Here is a 19145-nt window from a genome sequence, read left to right on the forward strand (position 1 = left end):
TATCCCGGCGGACTCGATATCCAATGGGGGAGAAGGGTCGCCAGCCGCCGGGCAAACACCAGCCTATGTCCCTTCCCGGTCAGTTTCGGCCAGCCACCCTTACGCCGTCGGGCGGCCGAAGCAGGTCGGTAGCCGACTCTGGCGGGAGCCTGCTGACTTACACCATTGGCAGTTGCCGCACCGGCTTGCCGGTAAGCTGGGCGACGGCATGTGCCACGGCCGGCGCGATCGGCGGCACGGCAATTTCACCGACGCCGCTGGGCTCGGCCGTGCTGGGCACGAGGTGGGTTTCGATCACCGGTGCCTCCGCCATCTTCAGCATCGGATAGTCGGGGAAGTTGGCCTGCACGACCTGCCCGTCCTTGATCTGGACCTTGCCGTACAGCGCCGCAGTCAACCCGAAGATGATCCCGCTTTCCATCTGCTGCGCAACGATATCCGGATTGACCACCGTGCCGCAGTCCACGGCGCAGACAACCCGATGCACACGCGGCTTGCCATCCTTGAGCGACACCTCTGCCACCTGTGCCACCACCGAGCCGAACGAGTTGTGCAGCGCAAGCCCGCGCGCACGCGGTGCGCCGTCCGCGGCGGGTGCCAGCGGCCGGGTCCAGCCTGCCGCCTGCGCTGCGGTGTCGAGCACCTTCAGTTCACGCGGATGCGCCTTGAGCAAGTCCCGCCGCATCGCCAGCGGGTCGAGCCTGGCAGCGGCCGCCACGTCGTTCAGGAAGCCTTCCAGGAAGAACCCGGTGTAGGAATGGCCGACGCTGCGCCAGAACCCGATCGGCACCGGCAAATCGACCACCACGTGCGCAATATGCTCGTGCTCGATCTCATACGGCAGGTCGAACAGGCCTTCGGCAGCATAGCGGTCGATACCGGGCGACGGCGCGCCGAACAGGCGCTCCAGCTCGCCGGCCAGGATCGACTGCCCGGCACTGCGTGAGGCGATGGCCATCACCTTGCCATTCTCGACGCGCGCCTTCAGGCGTGCGATGGCCTGCGGGCGATAGAAGTCGTGGCGGATGTCGTCTTCGCGCGCCCAGATCACCTGTACCGGGCGGCCCTCGGTCTTGGTGGCGATCGACACGGCCTGGCCGATGAAATCCGACTCCAGCCGCCGTCCGAATCCGCCGCCAATGAGCGGGATGTCGATATACACCTGGTCCCGGCTCACACCTGCCGCGCGCGCGGCGACCAGTTGCGCCAGCGTGGCCACCTGAGTCGGCGCCCAGAGTTGCACGCGATCCCTGGTCACCTGCGCCGTGCAGTTGATCGGCTCCATGGCGGCATGCGCCAGGTACGGCACACTGTATTCGGCCTCGACGAGGGTTGCGCCACCCGTCTTGTCAAAGGCCTGCAGGCCATCGCCCATCGAACGGTACGTGAAACCGCCCTTGTCGCTGTCGAGCGCGCCGACGAGCTGCTGCCGGATGCCCGCGGAATCGAGCGAGGCATGCGGCCCGTTGTCCCAGACCGGTTCGAGCGTCGCCAGGGCCTGGCGTGCCTGCCAGTAGTGGTCGGCCACTACGGCCACGCCCGGTGCGCCACCCGTCGATCCCTCGAATGGCACGACATGGCGCACGCCGGGCATGCCAAGCGCCGCCTTCGACTGAAAGGTCTTGAGCTTGCCGCCAAACACCGGACACATGACGACCGCCGCATACAACATGCCGGGCGGCCGCGCATCGATGGCAAAGCGTGCGCTGCCATCCGTCTTGCTGGCGATGTCGTTGCGCGGTGCAGGCTTGCCAATCAGTTGATATTGCGCAGCCGGTTTGAGCGTGACGTTCGAGGGCGGCGCAATGTCGCGCGCCTTCCGCGCGACCGCGGAGAAAGGCATCTGCTTGCCGCCCGGGCCAATGAGCTGGCCTTCCCGCACCGTCACCTGTGCCACCTGCACGCCCCATTCGCGCGCAGCAGCTTCCACCAGCGTGGCGCGCGCGGTAGCGGCGGCCTCGCGCACTGGCTGCCAGCCGTCGGCCACGCTGCTGCTGGCGCCGGTGATGATGAGACCGATCTCTCGCGCGCTCTTGGCCATGATCCAGTGCAGCGCGCGCGCCCAGGTCTTGTCGGCATCGTCCGGATGCAGCGGTAGCGAGCTGTCGCCCATGGTGACGACATTGCCATAGATTCGTTCGATGGGTGACGACTCGATGCTCACCCTTGCCAGCGGAATATCGAGCTCCTCGGCGGCCAGCATCGACAGCGCGGTGTGGATGCCCTGCCCCATCTCCACCCGCGGCATGGCGAGGATGACGTTGCCTTCCGGCGTGATCTTGATCCAGCCGTTCAGGGCAATCTGGCCGGACGTCTCAGGAAATGCCGCGGGATCGCCAAGCCGGCTGCGCGGGGGCATCACGCCCCAGCCTACCACCAGCGCGCCGCCAAGGCCGAGCGCGCCCAGCAGGAATCGGCGCCGTCCGCGGCGCGGAGTCATTGCGTCGGCGTTCATGCGCGGCCCTCCCGCAGCGCCTTCGCTGCACGCTTGATGGCGGTGCGCACGCGCGGATAGGTGCCGCAGCGGCACAGGTTGGTGATGGCCGCGTCGATGTCGGCGTCGCTGGGGTCTGGCTGCCGGGCCAGCAGGTCCGCCGCCGCCATCAGCATGCCCGACTGGCAGTAGCCGCATTGCGGCACCTGTTCGTCAATCCAGGCCTGCTGCAGCGCGTGGCGCTTGCCCGGCGCGTTGGCCAGCCCTTCGATCGTGGTGATGCGCTTGCCGGCCACCGCCGCCACGGGCAGGACGCAGGACCGCACCGCCGCGCCATCCAGATGCACGGTACACGCGCCGCAAGCCGCGACGCCGCAGCCGAACTTCGTGCCGGTCAGGTTCAGGTGGTCCCGCAGCACCCACAGCAAGGGGTGGCTGGGTCACATTCAACGCTGACCGGCTGGTGGTTGACGTCCAGATTCATGTGTTATCTCCTTGCCCTTACCGAAATTCATGCCGGCTTGTCGCGCATGCCAGGCGCTTTGGCCGCGCTGTGCACAGACCATCGACGGTCCATTAGCCAGTCCGGACCGACCGGCGCCGGCTTGCCTTGCGAAGGGTAGTGACATCGCCGGTCGCCAGGGCTGGGCTTTCCAATTCCCCTGATCGTATCCGCGACAACACCCTGCTCGCATTGGTGGCGCAGTCAATTTCCTCAGGTTTCGCCTCGATCTCCGCCAAAAGTGCAACGAGGTGCGCCTTGCTCCGCGCAAGCCGTGCCTCCAGCGCCTCGATGTCCTGCACCTTGCCGCGGAGCGTTTCAATCAACGAGCCATGCTTCCACTGCGCCAGGTCGGGCGGTAGCAGCTTGCGGATTTCGTCGAGACTAAAACCGGCCTGCTGCGCAGTCGCGATCAGGTCGAGCACCAGCACCGCCTGAGGTGGATAGGTCCGGTAGCCGTTCCGCTGACGCTCGACCTCCAGCAGGCCAATGCCTTCGTAGAAGCGGATGCGCGACGGGGCAAGGCCAGTGCGCTCCGCCAGTTCCCCGATCTTCATGCTCGCCAAATTCCTCAACCAGCTTGAAGTTGCCCTCAAGAATCTCTGGCTCTATACGTCAGTTAAAACGCGCTACCCAACCTAGCGGCAGGGCTTGCATCAGCACGCCCACAAATGCCCACGGCCAGCCAGGAACACAAGCCTCATCTGGCTCGCGCTCGATGGCCCTGACCATGTATTGGCAGCCGAGCTCCTCCGGAATTTCAAACGGCAACTTCTTCGCTGCTGCGTTGAGTTCCGTACGGATATAACCGGGGAACAGGGTGCTGACCTTTATCGGTGTGTTCAGTAGTTCGGCGCGAATGCCTTCAGCCAGATGGGCCACTGCTGCCTTGCTTGCTGCATAGGCGGTCAGGTGCCTGGGCAGGCCGCGTTTCGCGCTCATGGACGAGATAACCACCAGATGACCGCCGCTCTGGCTTCGGAAGATCTCCACAGCCGCTTCGCATTGGGCAAGGGCTGCTATGAAGTTGGTCTCGGCGGTGCGCAGATTGGTGGCGAAATGGCCAGTACCAATGCGTCGTCCTTCGCCAATGCCGGCATTGACAATGATCCGATCCAGCCGGCCAAACATCTGCACAAACTCGCCAAATTTGGCGAAAACCTTCTCGTGATCATTGACATCAAGGGCACTGACCTCGACTCGCACGCCGAATGCTCTGCATAGCTCGCCCTTCAGCTCGTGCAGACGTTCGGTACGCCGCGCACACAGCGCAAGGTTGTAGCCGCGTGCAGCAAATTGCCGCGCCATTCCAGCGCCTAGTCCTGAGCTGGCCCCGGTAATCAGGACGGTCCTGGATTGATTTGTCATTTCGATCTCGTCTTGCCCGATCATTCAGCGCCAGGTCAGCAGATAACTGCGATCGCCGTGAAAGTGTGAGTACTCGTTCAACGTCATGAGCCTGCGCTTACGCTGGCTGCTCACCTGCAATGACGTCATGCTGGCATTGGCCAGTGTCCAGTTGACCTGCATCGCGGCTGCATCGCCAAGGCCAAGCAAGGCCTGGACAATCACCGCGATCACCCCACCCGATGTGACCACCAGATGCGTCTCATCCGGCCCGGCCAGCTTCAGCACCTGCTCCAGTGCAGCCTTGCAGCGCGCCTGGAACTGGCGCCAGGGCTCGTCATAGTCCCCATCCGCAGTGCCACCGTACCAGCGCGCCAGTGCCGCACCGAACATACCGAAGAATGCATCGCGTGGATTCTCCGCGGCGGCGAGCTCGCTCATCATCACCTCATGGTCGTTGTAGCGAGGCTCATAGCGGACAATCACCTGTTGGTGGTCGAATTCGTCAAAACCTGCGAGACAGTGCTGCTCAAGGTCCCAGTCGGCGCCCTGGAGCAATCCCTTTGCCGTTTGCCGGTGACGCTGAAGCCTTCCGGACCAGAGGGCATCGATAGTTTCGCCGCGCTCGCGCAGTACCTTGCCGAGGTGCTCCGCCTGCTCGTGCCCCTTGTCGGAAAGACAGTCATAGTCTGTCGCTCCGAATGAGGCCTGACTATGGCGTACGAGAATGACGCGAGTCATGGTCAAGCCCTCCCGCTTCGACGGATCAGACGCCGACAGCGTCGATGGAGCGCATATACCATCAGCCAGAAATGCCTGAATGCCGGATTCTTCGTTTGCTTGTGGTGATAGCGGTAGTAGATCTGCTGAATGATGACTGCCAGCCGGAAGAGTCCAAAGACCTCGTAGAAGACCCAGTTGTCGGTCTTGAGGCCAGTCTTGCCGAAGTAGTAGTCGACGACTTCTCTTCGGCTCAGCATGCCCGGCAAGTGCGTCGGTTGACGTCGCGCCGCTCGCATCATGAAGTTGTCATCGGCTTGCACCCAATAGGCCAGCATGGTGCCAAGGTCCATCAGAGGATCGCCCAGCGTGGCAAGCTCCCAGTCCAGCACACCGATCACCTGCGTGGGTTCCTGAGCGGACAGGACGACGTTGTCGAAGCGCCAGTCGTTATGGATGATGCAGGTTCGGCTGTCCTCCGGAGTGTTTGTCCGCAGCCACGCGCGCACGCTGCGAAAGCGTGGCACGTTCCAGGTAAGACTCTTCTCGTAGCGTGCGTCCCAGCCATCGACCTGACGCTTGCAGTAGCCCGCTCCCTTACCCAGCGAATCCAGGCCAGACGCCTGGTAATCCGTCTGGTGCAGAGCGATGAGCTGGTCCAGCACGTTCAGGCATAGTTCGCGCACACGCGGCGCCGTGAAATCGAGGTCACGGGACAGGTTCGCGCGGGGGATGATTCCTGCAATACGCTCCATGACATAGAAGTCGCACCCGATCACTGAAGGGTCCTGGCACAGGGCGACAGTGTCGGGCACCATCGGGTATGCCGGCTTCAGATGCTTTTGAATGAAGTACTCGCGAGCCATGTCGTGCGCACCGGCCGCCTTGGTGCCAGCTGGCGGACGCCGAAGAATGAGATCGCGGTTGCGGTATTCCAGCCGGTAGGTCCAATTGGAAGCACCACCGGCATACTGCGTGATAGTCGGCTGCCCCAAGAGGCTGCGGTCCTGCGCTTTGAGCCATCGATCTACTGCCGCTATGTCGAGCTCTTCCCCGGACGAACCGCTCCCGCTTGATCTATTGCTGTCATGCTTTGGCTTCTCCGATTTCAGCGTTAGGCCAGCGCCATCCTGGCTTGCTGGCTGAATGAGCGGGCATCTGTTAAGTGTTTCGTCATATCACCTCGAAGCGCAAACCAGCATGGCGCGCCAGGCGGTCGATAAAGCGTTCGTCGAATATCGTCGCCGGTGTCCAGAAGCCACCACCACGCCCGATCTTGCTACCGTTCTTGACGTGGTCCAGTGCCAGACTGGCAGGTACCGCGTCAGGATCTGACCAACAAAGCTGGTGGCGCCAAAGACGACGACGTCATAGCCTGGGGCGGTCATGGACGTTTCCTTGCGGCGCTGATAGCGGAGGGGCTGGAATTCAAGCCTTCCAGCTCACCTTCCAGCGGTCCGAATTCGATTTGTGCAAACCGCCTATCCATATTCATTGAGCTTCCTCGATGATTGACCCTGTATGCGGTGCCTGAGGCAGTGCCCGAGGCAAGCCGATTAACAGCCGGCAGCCAGCACTTTAAGGTTAAACTCAACTTGAAGGTCAAGCATCCAGACGCGGATAGGTTGGATTCATTCCGATCACCTTGTGGATCCCAACGCGGATATTGAAGGGACCGGAACCAAAGTAGACGTTCCGACACATTGAGAGACACGTGCGCCAGCAGTTCCTGGCACTTTCCGGCACGTTCCGGGATCAGCTCGCTGCGGGGCGACGGGTCTTACCCCGGGCTGGCACGACGGCCCCTTCTTCGCGGAGGCGGTCTTGCACCCACTTCGTCCTGTCAGAGCAGGGCATATCCGCAGGCCGGTTTTCGATGTTCCTGATGGCGGCGAGCAGATGGGTCTTGTTTTGTTTGAGGCGTTTTTTCATGTCCTCGATTTCGGCGACTTTCCGCTTGAGGGCATCCAGTAACTCATCGTGCTGCCAGTTCCCCGAACCGAGCGGTAGCAGATGGCGGATCTGATCGAGCGAGAACCCCGCACTCTGCGCGCTGGCGATGATTTCCAGAATCCATACCGCCTCCGGCGGGTAGTCGCGATAGCCATTCGCCTGGCGCTCGACCGCCAGGATTAATCCGGCTGCCTCGTAAAAGCGAATGCGGGAGGCCGTCAGACCGCTGAGCTTAGCCAGTTCTCCAATTCTCATACGGCACTAAGAAAGCATTGACATTAAGGTTCACTTTAATCCTACAGTGAATCTTGGCCCGGCAAGGAAGGCCGACCTGGCTAGCGCGGTGTCCCCGGCCACATTCCCTCCCCCTCATCTACCTATCTGGAAAGGAGCAGGACTCGACCTCCGCGCAGCAAATATCAGCGCGCACATCGCCGATTGAAGGCTTATGCACTACACAGCAGAAGCGAAAATGGGATACGTGACAACAAAGGATGGCGTTGAGATCTTCTACAAAGACTGGGGGCCACGTGACGCACAGGTGATTTTTTCATCACGGTTGGCCGCTCAGCGCTGACGACTGGGATGCCCAGACGCTCTTCTTTCTGGCGCAAGGCTATCGGGTCGTCGCGCATGATCGCCGCGGTCATGGGCGATCCAGTCAGGTCTGGGACGGCCATGACATGGACCATTATGCGGATGATGTGGCGGCGGTCGTGAACCACCTCGGCGTGCAGAAGGCTGTCCATGTCGGCCATTCCACGGGCGGCGGCGAGGTCATCCACTACGTCGCCCGCCATGGGGAAGACCGCGTCTCCAAGGCAGTACTCATCAGCGCCGTTCCGCCGATCATGGTGAAGACCGAGAAGAACCCAGGCGGCCTGCCCAAGGAGGTGTTCGACAACCTCCAGGCCCAACTCGCGGCAAACCGTGCGCAATTCTATTATGACATTCCCGCGGGCCCCTGCTACGGCTATAACCGCCCGAACGCAAAGCCGTCGGAAGGCGTCATCTGGAATTGGTGGCGGCAGGGAATGATGGGGAGCGCCAAGGACCACTATGACGGCATCGTTGCCTTCTCGCAGACCGACGTCACCGAAGACCTGAAGAGCGCCACGATTCCCGTTCTGGTGATGCATGGCGACGACGATCAGATCGTCCCTTATGCAGACTCGGGCCCGCTGTCGGCGAAGCTGCTCAAGAACGGTACCTTGAAAACCTATCCGGGTTTCCCGCATGGAATGCCCACCTCCAACGCCGAAACGATAAACGCCGATCTGCTCGCGTTCGTGCGCGGCTAGCAGCGACGGGTGCCAGAAGCATAGCCTTCTGGCACCTGGCTGCTCCCCTTCGCGAAGCATTTCAGGACGCTCGACCGTGCTGCAGTGGAGAAGACGCAGTTCTGCTCGCCACGAGTTTTGTGGCGGGCTTTTTCATTTGGTGGGTACCCGTCATTGCGAAGCGGGAGCCTCAGCCTGAAGTAGCCGCACGTCCGCGGCTCGGCGTCCAGTCCTCGCAGCCATGCCCCGCGACGCTCATACACCACCTCAAAAAAGGTGTTGATATTAAAGTTGACTTTAACCTTAAAGTCGAACCACGATCAAAACGAGGTGACGCCATGAACATGTTCGACAAGTTGATCCTTCGCAACGGTTCAACCGTTCCGAACCGCATCGCCAAAGCCGCCATGGAAGAGAACATGGCGGACGCTGACCACGCACCCTCCGAAGCGCTGATGCGGCTGTACAAGGCCTGGGCAGAAGGGGGTGCCGGCCTGCTGATGACCGGCAATGTGATGGTGGACAGCCGTGCCATGACGGGGCCCGGCGGCGTCGTGCTGGAAGACGCCAGGCACCTGGACCGGTTCAGGCGCTGGGCACGGGTCGGCCGATCCAAGGGGGCGCAGTTCTGGCTGCAGATCAACCATCCCGGCCGCCAGATGCCTGCCAATCTGGGGCAGCCCACCTGGGCTCCCTCCGCTGTGTCAATGAACCTGGGCAATATGTCCAGGCACTTCAACACGCCGCAGGCGATGACGCAGGAGGTTATCGAGGACGTGATCGAGCGCTTTGCCCGTACGGCGCAACTGGGGGAACAGGCAGGTTTCACGGGCGTCGAAATTCACGCGGCGCACGGCTACCTGCTGAGCCAATTCCTCTCGCCGTTGAGCAACCAAAGAACAGATGCGTGGGGTGGCCCGCTGGAGAACCGCGCTCGCCTGCTCTTTGAGATCGTCAAGGCCGTACGCGCCGTGGTTTCGCCCGGATTCGCAGTTGCCGTCAAGCTGAACTCTGCCGACTTCCAGCGTGGCGGCTTCAGCGCGGATGACGCCCGCCAGGTTGTGAAGATGCTCAACGAGCTTGCCGTCGACCTGGTCGAGTTGTCGGGAGGGAGCTATGAGGCTCCGGCCATGCAGGGTGAAGCACGCGACGGCAGCACGCTCGCCCGCGAGGCCTACTTTGTCGAGTTCGCCCGCGACATCCGCGCGGTGGCGAAGATGCCAGTGATGGTCACAGGCGGCATCCGCCGTCGGCCGGTGGCCGAGCAAGTGGTCAGGAGCGGCGTGGACATGGTTGGCATCGGTACTGCCCTGGCCATCGACCCCAATCTGCCGCGCGACTGGCGTGCTGGCAAAGACAGTGCGCCTGCGTTGCTGCCGATCAGCTGGAAGAACAAGCCGCTGGCCTCATTGGCCAACATGGCGGCAGTCAAGTTTCAACTGCGCAAGCTCAGCCGAGGCAAGGCCACGGATCCCAGGGTGTCACCGCTGCGCGCGCTGATCGTGCAGCAGGTTTCCAACGCATGCCGCGTCCGCCAATACCGGCGCTGGGTGGCTCAGCGCGTCCATGCCTGACCGGCCAGACAACGCTGCAAGCGCTGATGTCGAGACCATTCCGACCCCATGCCCAACTTAAGCACCCAAAGTATCGTCAAAATGAAAATCAGCAATCTTGCTGCTGCAGCAGGGTTAATCATGAGCGTCCTCTTGAATCCTGCATGGGCCGATGGCACATCGGAAACCAGGCAAACCGAAAGCACAACAATCAGCATCGCCGGCCATGAGGTCCCTGTGGTCAAAGGCGGGCTGTATGACCGTTATCGCTCCAATCCTCCGCTTTCCGTCATTGCGTCCGAAGCGCCAGACGTTGACTTGAGTTGGTTCAAGGAACTCAAGAAGGAGAAAGTGAATATTGGCTTTGAATCCTATTCGCCGAACTTCTACTACAAGAACAGCAGGGTGACGGTCATCTTCACCGCCGACTTGAACAGGCTTCGGGAATTGATGCCTGCCCAAGTCCTGGAGAAGGTTCAACCGCTCCAGGTCTGGCCGGGCAGAGGCCTTGTCGCGCTCACCGCCTACGCCTATGACTATTGCGACAACGACAGCTACAACGAGATTGGTCTCTCCGTCATCACGAATCGGCCGGGCAGCTCCAGTTTTGGACCGCTCACCTTGATGAGTCAGGCGATGTCGAACGACTTCTGGGGCTACGTACTGAAGCTTCCGGTCAATACCGAGCTCGCCAGGGTGCGGGTGTGGTTGGCTACAACCTGCCGAAATGGCTGACGGGCATCAACTACCGCGAGACCGACAAGTCGGTTGTCGTCGAGATCTTTGACAGCCAGACGGGCAAAGTCGATGTCACCCTGGAAACCAGGAAGCTGGCCAACCTTTCGAGCAAGATCTCCATGGTGACCAATAGCTTTACCAATGTCGATCAGCAAGGGCAATTGACCACGGGCTACGCAACTTCCCGTCAGCTCAGTCATGCCTCCAGCACAAGTGCGGAGGCGGTGAGCCTCAGTCTGACTGAAGGAAGTCTATCAACGTTCATCAAGTCCCTGAACCTTGGCAAGATGGTCAAGTACGAGTACGTGCCCGAATTCCAGAGCGCGCTCTACTCGCCCAAGCCGCTGTGATCCTTTCTTGTCGTCGCGTCGACGCCGGTAGCCCCACACAGGCATGTCTGGGGGCTACCGCCTTTATCCTTGTCATCCGAGCAGTGGGTGCCGGTGGCCCCGCCGGTCGCTGTGAAGCGTGGCCCCGCTCACGGCAACAGGGCTCCCCGCTGCGAGCCAGGCATCGCCAATGCAAGCCTGGAACCCCGGACCAGGCTTCCTCGCCTATCACGCCTTACCGGCCGCCAAGTTTCGCCGAGACGGCACGTGCCATCGGTTCGATCACCGCGCGACGACGCTCAATCATGCTGGCCGGCCTTTCGCTGTAGACCTCGCAGTCATGCCGGGCGCCACCGCCGGGAGCTGGCGTCAGGAGGATGCGGCCCAGCTTGCCGATTGCCGCATGCGACAGATGGTAGACAAAGGTGCCTCCTGGCATGAGCTCGCGCTCAACCGCTACATCCTTCGGCCAGACAAATGACGAAGTGGCCATCGATTGGCTCCAGTTGGGGTTCGAGGCGGAATCGTGGAGGCGCTGCCGGAAGGACTGAGCAACGCGGCGCTCCCTATTGTAGAACGCCTACCGCCGGGCGCCTCGCTTGGTTGCAGCGCTGCACCGGCCCTCTGATGTTCGTCAACTGGGACAGAGCCCAGATTTGACTAGAATCGGGAAATTTCCAGGGCAATTTTCGCATTGCTCCGATATCCCGGCGGACTCGATATCCAATGGGGGAGAAGGGTCGCCAGCCGCCGGGCAAACACCAGCCTATGTCCCTTCCCGGTCAGTTGCAGTCATTCATGAACTTGCTCCTGATCGTGCACACATGGCGGTTCGACATGGCGAAGCGGCCATTCGACTCTCACTCAGCTAATACGCCCACCTTTCTGATCATGGCTCACCGTGGACGTCTCAGAAAACGAGGCAATGCTTGCATCGTACCTGGCGCCTCTTCCGCCTAGCCCTGCCGTTGCCTGTTTGGCTCCATCCAGCAAAGCCTTAACTGCAACGTCCATCACGGACGGAGCATCGATTCTTCCTTTAGGTCCGGACAGAGTGAGCGCTCCTACAAAGTCACCGACTGCGTCGAATACCGGCACCGACGCTGAAGCCGTTTCAGGATCGCGTTCGCCGTAGGAGACTGCCCAAAGTTGGTTACGCACCTCTCTCCAACGCTCGTCCAGCGGTTCGGTGAAGGCGAGCAAAACTTTACCTGACGCTCCCTTTCCAATATCGAACTCCTCGCCGACTCGTATCGATACGCGTACGCTCCTCGACGGCTCCACGCGAAACAGGACTAGTCGTCGATCCCCGTGCCTCACGTAGAAGGACGCAGTTTCGCCGAGGTCTCGGCTGAGTTGCTGCAGTATTGGCTCGACAACCGGACCAACCGGGAACGATCGCTGATAGAGGCTCGCGAGGCGCAACGGTTGATGACCGATAGCGTACTGACCGTCGCTTAGCTTACGTATAAAGCCGCCGTGTTCCAAAGCCCCGAGCAAGCGTAGTACCGTGCTCTTATACAAGCCGGTCCGCCGCGACAACTCGGTCAGCGTCAGGCGATCGTCGGTCGGTCCGAAGGCGTTGAGAATCGAGAAGGCTCGGTCCAATACGGCGACGCCGCTAGATGACTCAGGCGCGTCAACAGGCGGCTCGGCCGCTGCGGCTTTTTGGGTAGGCACGCTAGTACAACATCCCGTAAATAGGTTGAATAATTAATTGGCTCGGATATCATGGCGGGATGAGTCGAGGCCGCCATGCAACGCCAGTGAAGCTGGCGAAGAAAGAAAGACAGGAACTGCTATCGCTAATCGAACGCAAGACGGCTGCGCAGCGAGATGTGATGCGGGCGCGAATCGCGTTGTGGGCCCACGAGGGCCACTCCAATACGGTCATTGCGCGGGAACTGGGTGTGTCGGTGCAAACGGTCTGCCTGTGGCGCAAGCGGATTGCCCAGCAAGGTGCCCAAGGCATTCGCGAGGGCGAGCGCAGTGGCCGTCCGCCACGCATCACGCACGAGGAGCGGCTACAGGTCATCGCACTGGCGTGTGAAACGCAGGAACCTGAGGGACGGGTCACGCCCACGCTCGACGAGATTGTGGCGCGCGCCGTGGAGCGCGGCGTCGTCGGGCAGATCAGCCGCAGCCAGGTGCAGCGCATTCTGCAGGCCGGCGACGTGCGTCCACACCGGGTCCGGCAATGGCTACACAGCCCAGATCCGGCCTTTCGCGAGAAGGTCAACGGAATTTGCAAGCTGTACCGTAAGGCGCCTCGAAACGCGGTGGTGCTCAGTATCGACGAGAAGACTGGCATTCAGGCCATCGAGCGCAAGTACCCGGGACGCGCGCCCGCGCCAGGGCGGCTGCGTCGTCGTGAGTTTGAATATATTCGTCACGGCACCCAGGCGTTGATTGCTGCGTTAGACGTGCATACCGGGCAGGTGCTGGCAGAATGCCGCGAGCGGCGCACCCAGGACGATCTGGTGGCCTTCATGGAGCGCGTGGCAAGCGCGTACCCAGACAAACAGGTGCACGTCGTCTGGGACAACCTGAACACGCATCGCGCCCACGCGGTCTGGCAGGCGTTCAACGCGCGGCACGATGGGCGGTTTCACTTCCACTTCACGCCATTGCACGCGAGTTGGGTCAATCAGATCGAACTCTGGTTTGCCCGCTACACGCGCCGAGTGCTGCGCCATGCGAGTCACATCAGCACCGCGCATCTGCGCGAGCGCACCGAGCAGTTTGTCCGCGCGCACAATCAGACGGCACGCCCGTTCAAATGGACTTTCCGGGGCTATCCGCTGCAAACCGGCGCATCGTAATCGAGGATCGACATGTCAGCTTTACCCGCCAAACATTACGCTGTCGAACTGCAGCGGCAACTACGCACCCTGCTCGGCCACGAGCAGATCGTCACGCAAGCCTACGGGCGTCATCTGCTGATCAAACGTCTGGACGACGAGGAGCCGACGGTGGTGGCTCGGCTGACCGAGCTCAGCCGCAATTGTTATGGCGCCGCCTTTCGTAGCCATAGTGGGCGTTGGGAACCTCTGCCAGGCGCCGGTACACTCGACGAGATGGCCAAGGTGATCGTCACCCTACTGGAGCCATATTTGCAGCCCGATAATTATTAAAGCTATTTGCGGGATGCTGTACTAGTCCTCCAAATGATATGCCTCCACTGTACAGTTCTGCGTAACAGAACTCAAGTTCTAAAATCGTGGGTTAACCCTCTTAACGGTGACCGTCGGTTGGCTCTATAGTTCTTTCTAGTAGAGCTAAGATCTGTGTAACAGAACTTACCGAAGGAGCGATCGTGAGTACACCCAGAATTTTGATTAGCGAGGTCGGCCCGCGTGACGGCCTGCAAAGCATCAAGAGCGTCATGCCTACCGAGGCCAAGTTGCTTTGGATTTCCGCGCTGGCTGCTGCGGGCTTGAAGGAGATTGAAGTCGGCTCCTTCGTGCCGCCCAAGCTCCTGCCGCAAATGGCTGACATACGCGAGGTCGTGGCTCACGCTCTCTCGATCCCCGGCCTTCACGTTGCGGTCCTCGCACCTAACTTGCGTGGCTGTCAAGGTGCGTTCGAAGCGGGCGTCCACAAGGTCACGTTGCCGGTCTCGGTCACCGACGAACATTCCACCGCCAACATCCGTAAAACCACGGCGCAGATGATCGAAGAAGTTCGCAACGTGGTCGGGCTGCGCAACGAGCGCTTTCCGAACGTGCAGATCGAAGCAGGAGTGTCAGTCGCGTTCGGTTGCACGATCTCCGGCACGGTGACCGATGACCAGACCATGCGTATGTGCTTGGCGATGGCTGAGTGCGGCGTGGACGAGGTTGGCCTGTCTGATACGAGCGGCTACGCCAATCCGGCGCAGGTTCGTCGGCTGTTTCGTCGCTTGCAATCCGAAGTGGGCCGAAAAGCGGGCGGCGCCCATTTTCACAACACGCGCGGCCAAGGATTGGCGAACGTGGTCGCCGCACTCGACGCCGGCGTGACAACAATCGATGCGAGCCAGGCAGGCCTCGGCGGCTGCCCGTACGCACCTGGAGCGACGGGCAACATCGTTACCGAAGACCTCGCCTTTTTGCTGGAAGCAATGGGCTACGACACGGGCGTGGATATCGACAAGCTCGTTGCGGCTCGGGCGATTCTGGCTGAAGCGCTGCCGGGCGAGGCGCTGTACGGGCATGTACAGGACGCCGGATTGCCTAAGGGTTTCACATATGCAGATGGGCGCGCGCCAAGCGCGCCTCAACCGGGAGGCTGTTTGTTGGGAGTTGCGCAATGAGCGAAGTTCAAGCGAATCAAAGCCTGCCGTACAACGGCGTGCGTGTCGTCGAGATGACGCACATGGTGATGGGACCGACGTGTGGGATGGTGTTGGCGGACCTGGGCGCTGAAGTCATCAAAGTTGAGCCCATCGCGGGTGACAGCACACGATCGCTGCGAGGCTCGGGAGCGGGCTTTTTCAGCACATTCAATCGCAACAAAAAGAGCATTGCTGTCGATGTGAAAGACCCGCGCGGCTGCGAGATCGTGCACAAGCTGGTTGCCGGCGCCGACGTGTTCAGTGAAAACTTCAAGAGCGGGACGGTAGACAAGCTGGGGCTGAGCTACGCGACGCTGTCGAAGTTCAACCCCCGTCTGGTCTACGTTTCGCACAAGGGCTTCTTGCCTGGTCCTTACGATCATCGCACCGCGCTCGACGAGGTTGTGCAGATGATGGGCGGCCTCGCTTACATGACCGGCCCTGAAGGCCGCCCCTTGCGAGCCGGGACGAGTGTCAACGACATTATGGGCGGTATGTTCGGTGCCATTGGTGCAATGGCCGCGCTCGCCCAACGTGAACGCACTGGACGCGGGCAGGAGGTTCAGAGCGCCTTGTTCGAGAACAACATTTTCCTCGTCGCGCAGCACATGATGCAGTTCGCCGTGACCGGGAAGCCTGCGGCCCCGATGCCGGGTCGTATCTCGGCGTGGGCTGTCTACGACGTATTCTCGGTCAAGGATGGCGAGCAGATATTTCTGGCGGTTGTCTCCGATACTCAATGGGCACTCTTCTGTGACGCCTTCGGATTATCGGAACTGAAGAGCGACGAGCGCATCGCCACCAACAATCAACGCGTGCAGGCACGGGACTGGTTGCTGCCGCAGCTTCGCGCTCACTTGGAAGCCTTCACTGCGGCCGAAATCGGCGCGGTTTTCGAGCGCTGCGGGCTTCCGTACGCGCCTATTACGAAACCCCACGACCTATTCGACGACCCGCATCTGCTTTCCACCGGCGGCCTCGCAGACGTCACGTTGCCGCCCGACGCGAGTGGGGCCGGCCAGCCAGTGACCACCAAGACAGCGCTGCTGCCGCTGACACTCGGCGGAGAACGCCTGCGATTGCGCGCCGCACCGCCTTCACTGGGTCAAGACACGCAATCCCTGCTCATGCAGCTCGGTTACTCGCATGAAGACCTCCGACAGTTGACCGAGGCAGGCGTAGTCCGGTGCCAAGCCTCACAGACAGGGGGCGCGACAAGCGCCTCGGCCAACGAACTGGCGAGTGCCTAACCTCAAGAGCACTAACGGATTGCAGTGCCGGGCGAGCCTGCACGGCTCAGTTCGGCCAGTGATTCGAAGGAGACGACAAACCATGACATCCATATCCTCCAATCTGGCGGGCGAGAAGTCCGTCGATTCGACGCTTGAACAGCAGGCGGTTAGGAAAGCCGCGTGGCGCTTCATCCCACTTCTCGCGCTCGCGTACTTTTTCAACTACCTTGATCGGACCAGCGTCGGATTTGCAGCGCTGACCATGAACCGCGACCTTGGACTGACTGCGACTCAGTTTGGCTGGGGGGCAGGCATCATGTTCGCTGGATACTGCTTGTGCGAAGTTCCGAGCAACCTGGCGCTGTATCGCTTCGGCGCACGGCGTTGGCTCGCGCGCATCATGATCACTTGGGGCTTTTTCGCCGCCGCCACGGCGCTCGCTGTTGGACCGACCAGCTTCTATGTAATTCGCTTGCTGCTCGGCATAGGCGAAGCCGGCTTCTTTCCCGGCGTAATTTTCTTCCTCGCGATCTGGTTTCCTGCGAACTATCGCACGCGAGTGCTCGCATGGTTCACCGTTTCGACGCCGCTCTCCTCGCTTATCGGTGGACCGCTTTCGACGTGGCTGCTCAAGATGGACGGGTTCCTCAGCCTCGCGGGCTGGAAATGGATGTTCATCGTCGAAGGTCTGCCGGCATGCGTGCTCGGCGTCCTCGTACTGAAGCTTCTTGCTGACAGGCCTGCCGATGCTAAGTGGCTTTCGCCGGAGGAGCGACAAGCGTTGCAAAGCGCCTTTGATCGTGAAGGTGCAGCGAGTGGCAAGAAGAAAGACTTCGCCGCTGCATTGAAAGACGTGCGTGTGTACGTCCTCGCGATGATTTCCTTCGGCTTCACGATGGGCTCCTACGGTATCGGAATCTGGCTGCCGCAGATCCTGAAGAGCCACGGGATGACCGTCAGTCAGACCGGATGGGTGTCCGCAATACCTTACTTCTTCGCCACCATCGCTCTGCTTTGGTGGGCTAAGCGGGTTGATCGCCGCGGCGGTCACATTGCGAACTTGGCCGCATGTATGTTCATAGGTGCGATCGCACTGGGCGTGTCGACCTACTTCAACCAATTGGTTCCGGCCATGGTCGGCATCACGCTGGCGTTGATCGGCACCATCGCGGGCCGCACCATCTTTTTCACATTGCCGGCTCGGTTCCTTTCCGGACAAGCAGCTGCCGGTGGCCTCGCGCTCATCAACTCGATCGGTGCGTTGGGCGGCTTCGCGGGTCCGTACCTCGTCGGCTATCTGAAGGACAGCTTCGGTACCTACACGGCCGGAATGCTCGGATTGTCGGTGGTGCTCGCCATCACAACCTTGCTGACTTTGTCTCTTTACGCTTTTAACAAGGGAAAATAAAAGTTGAAATCAAGACATTCACCCCGGCGCCGACAGCTTCTTAGTGCGGCCGCAGCATCGATCGTGATTCCTGCCCTTGCTCAACACAAGGTATTTGCAAAAGAGGAAGTCCACAGCATGAGTACAACCAGCAACTATCTTCCGGTTCGGGCGGAATGGCTTGCCTCCAACACCGAGGCGGCACTCGAGCCCGACATGCCTATCATCGACGCGCATCACCATTTCTACGAGCGACCCGGCTGGATATACATGCTGGACCAATACCTCGAAGACGCCCGGTCGGGACATAACGTCATTGCATCGGTGTATATGCAGGCGCTCACACGGTACCGTATGGATGGTCCTGAATTCATGCGTCCGATAGGCGAAATCGACTACGTGACGACCGTTACCGCATCACTGCAGAAGGCCAAACCGAAGGTGGCGAGTGGTATGGTCGGATACGTAGATCTTCGTCGAGGGGCCGAGGTGCGGGAAGTCCTCGAAGCTGAGCTCAAAGCTGGAGACGGACGCTTTCGTGGCGTGCGGCACCTGGTGACTTGGGATGCCGATACGACGCTGGCGAATCCACTGACTGCGGCTCCTCGCGGGCTGCTACTCGACCGGAGCTATCGGGAGGGAGTGGCTCAATTGGCGCCGCTAGGCCTGTCCTACGATGCGTGGCTGTTCTTCCCGCAACTGCCGGAGCTTCTCGATCTGGCAAAAGCATTCCCCAACACGCCGATCATCATCAATCACTGCGGCGGGGTGCTGCGTATTGCTTCCTATCAAGATCGTCGAAAGGAAGTCTTCGAAACTTGGTCTCGCTCGATGCGCGAGCTATCGCAACTGCCTAATATCTACGTCAAAGTCGGCGGACTAGGCATGCGCATCAATGGCTTTGACTTTGAAAAGGAAGCTCGACCGCCGTCGTCGGTCGAACTCGCCGAAACGTGGAAGCCGTGGATGGAATCGTGCATTGAAATGTTCGGTGCAGATCGCTGCATGTTCGAAAGCAACTTCCCTGTGGACAAAGGCTCCTACCCGTATAGCAACGGCTGGAATGCCTTCAAGCGTTTGACAGCTAACGCAAGTCCGACTGAACGAGAGACCCTCTTTCGAGGCACAGTGAACAAGGTGTACCGCTTGGGGCTGTGAGCAACCTCCGGCAACCGTGATCTGACGGCACGCCGACGCTCGCTCTATCATGAATCTTTTGGATCTGCCGGTGAGCGCGGGTCAGCTTGCTCGGCGAGGATTTTCAGCGGGGAAACGGAGATTCGTCAGCTTCCGCTGAACATCCGGGACTCGTCATTTCTTCCGGGCGTGGGCTGCTCGCCGCTGCGGATCGCATC

16 protein-coding genes and 4 pseudogenes are annotated in these 19145 nt (G+C 60.8%); 10 read left to right on the forward strand and 10 right to left on the reverse strand.

Annotated elements, in window-relative coordinates; all coding sequences use genetic code 11:
- Positions 1-157: 157 nt before the first annotated feature.
- From OMK73_RS04520 to OMK73_RS04555, 8 genes and pseudogenes are all read right to left on the reverse strand, one after another.
- Positions 158-2455, reverse strand: coding sequence for a xanthine dehydrogenase family protein molybdopterin-binding subunit (locus tag OMK73_RS04520; RefSeq protein WP_267600961.1), 2298 nt, complete (start codon positions 2453-2455; stop codon positions 158-160).
- Positions 2452-2918: pseudogene (locus OMK73_RS04525) on the reverse strand ((2Fe-2S)-binding protein). The gene OMK73_RS04520 and the pseudogene OMK73_RS04525 overlap by 4 nt, the downstream one beginning before the upstream one ends.
- Positions 2919-3010: 92 nt before the next feature.
- Positions 3011-3493 (reverse strand): MerR family transcriptional regulator, encoded by a 483-nt coding sequence (locus OMK73_RS04530; RefSeq protein ID WP_267601338.1) that lies wholly within the window; start codon positions 3491-3493, stop codon positions 3011-3013.
- Positions 3494-3551: 58 nt separating this feature from the next.
- The gene (locus OMK73_RS04535) at positions 3552-4304 is read right to left on the reverse strand and encodes an SDR family oxidoreductase (protein ID WP_267600962.1); all 753 of its coding nucleotides are present in this window, start codon (positions 4302-4304) and stop codon (positions 3552-3554) included.
- A 24-nt stretch (positions 4305-4328) separates the two neighbouring features.
- Positions 4329-5024 (reverse strand): histidine phosphatase family protein, encoded by a 696-nt coding sequence (locus tag OMK73_RS04540; protein ID WP_267600963.1) that lies wholly within the window; start codon positions 5022-5024, stop codon positions 4329-4331.
- A gap of 2 nt (positions 5025-5026) precedes the next feature.
- Positions 5027-6093, reverse strand: a pseudogene (locus OMK73_RS04545) (phosphotransferase family protein).
- 83 nt (positions 6094-6176) lie between these two features.
- Positions 6177-6311 (reverse strand): annotated as a pseudogene (locus tag OMK73_RS04550) (saccharopine dehydrogenase); the annotation flags it as partial.
- Between the two features lie 447 nt (positions 6312-6758).
- The gene (locus tag OMK73_RS04555; RefSeq protein WP_267600965.1) at positions 6759-7211 is read right to left on the reverse strand and encodes a MerR family transcriptional regulator; all 453 of its coding nucleotides are present in this window, start codon (positions 7209-7211) and stop codon (positions 6759-6761) included.
- A gap of 217 nt (positions 7212-7428) precedes the next feature.
- On the opposite strand from OMK73_RS04555, the pseudogene OMK73_RS04560 reads away from it, so the two are divergent.
- The 4 genes and pseudogenes from OMK73_RS04560 to OMK73_RS04575 all read left to right on the forward strand — a co-directional run bounded on the left by OMK73_RS04560 (position 7429) and on the right by OMK73_RS04575 (position 10877).
- Positions 7429-8257 (forward strand): annotated as a pseudogene (locus OMK73_RS04560) (alpha/beta fold hydrolase).
- 317 nt (positions 8258-8574) lie between these two features.
- A complete protein-coding gene (locus OMK73_RS04565; RefSeq protein ID WP_267601339.1) occupies positions 8575-9810 on the forward strand; it encodes an NADH:flavin oxidoreductase/NADH oxidase family protein in 1236 nt (411 codons plus the stop codon).
- An 81-nt stretch (positions 9811-9891) separates the two neighbouring features.
- Positions 9892-10524, forward strand: a complete 633-nt coding sequence (locus OMK73_RS04570) for a hypothetical protein (protein WP_267600966.1) — start codon at positions 9892-9894, stop codon at positions 10522-10524.
- A complete protein-coding gene (locus tag OMK73_RS04575) occupies positions 10494-10877 on the forward strand; it encodes a hypothetical protein (RefSeq protein ID WP_267600967.1) in 384 nt (127 codons plus the stop codon). Before OMK73_RS04570 ends, OMK73_RS04575 begins: the two co-directional genes overlap by 31 nt.
- Positions 10878-11091: 214 nt before the next feature.
- Here OMK73_RS04575 and OMK73_RS04580 read toward each other — a convergent pair whose 3' ends face one another.
- Both OMK73_RS04580 and OMK73_RS04585 read right to left on the reverse strand, forming a co-directional pair.
- On the reverse strand, positions 11092-11349 hold the full coding sequence (locus OMK73_RS04580) for a hypothetical protein (protein ID WP_267600968.1): 258 nt from the start codon (positions 11347-11349) through the stop codon (positions 11092-11094).
- A gap of 371 nt (positions 11350-11720) precedes the next feature.
- Positions 11721-12536, reverse strand: coding sequence for an IclR family transcriptional regulator (locus tag OMK73_RS04585; RefSeq protein WP_267600969.1), 816 nt, complete (start codon positions 12534-12536; stop codon positions 11721-11723).
- 59 nt (positions 12537-12595) lie between these two features.
- On the opposite strand from OMK73_RS04585, the gene OMK73_RS04590 reads away from it, so the two are divergent.
- From OMK73_RS04590 to OMK73_RS04615, 6 genes are all read left to right on the forward strand, one after another.
- On the forward strand, positions 12596-13678 hold the full coding sequence (locus OMK73_RS04590) for an IS630 family transposase (protein ID WP_267600970.1): 1083 nt from the start codon (positions 12596-12598) through the stop codon (positions 13676-13678).
- A gap of 12 nt (positions 13679-13690) precedes the next feature.
- Positions 13691-13990 carry a hypothetical protein gene (locus OMK73_RS04595; RefSeq protein WP_267600971.1) on the forward strand — a complete coding sequence of 100 codons (300 nt, stop codon included), beginning with the start codon at positions 13691-13693 and terminating at the stop codon, positions 13988-13990.
- A 182-nt stretch (positions 13991-14172) separates the two neighbouring features.
- Positions 14173-15150 carry a hydroxymethylglutaryl-CoA lyase gene (locus OMK73_RS04600; protein WP_267600972.1) on the forward strand — a complete coding sequence of 326 codons (978 nt, stop codon included), beginning with the start codon at positions 14173-14175 and terminating at the stop codon, positions 15148-15150.
- The gene (locus OMK73_RS04605; protein WP_267600973.1) at positions 15147-16421 is read left to right on the forward strand and encodes a CaiB/BaiF CoA transferase family protein; all 1275 of its coding nucleotides are present in this window, start codon (positions 15147-15149) and stop codon (positions 16419-16421) included. Before OMK73_RS04600 ends, OMK73_RS04605 begins: the two co-directional genes overlap by 4 nt.
- Before the next feature lie 82 nt (positions 16422-16503).
- Positions 16504-17811 carry an MFS transporter gene (locus OMK73_RS04610; RefSeq protein ID WP_267600974.1) on the forward strand — a complete coding sequence of 436 codons (1308 nt, stop codon included), beginning with the start codon at positions 16504-16506 and terminating at the stop codon, positions 17809-17811.
- 63 nt (positions 17812-17874) lie between these two features.
- Positions 17875-18948, forward strand: a complete 1074-nt coding sequence (locus tag OMK73_RS04615; RefSeq protein ID WP_420715459.1) for an amidohydrolase family protein — start codon at positions 17875-17877, stop codon at positions 18946-18948.
- The last annotated feature ends 197 nt before the right edge of the window (positions 18949-19145 follow it).

Source organism: Cupriavidus sp. D39 (assembly GCF_026627925.1).
GTDB classification, from domain to species: Bacteria; Pseudomonadota; Gammaproteobacteria; order Burkholderiales; family Burkholderiaceae; genus Cupriavidus; species Cupriavidus ulmosensis.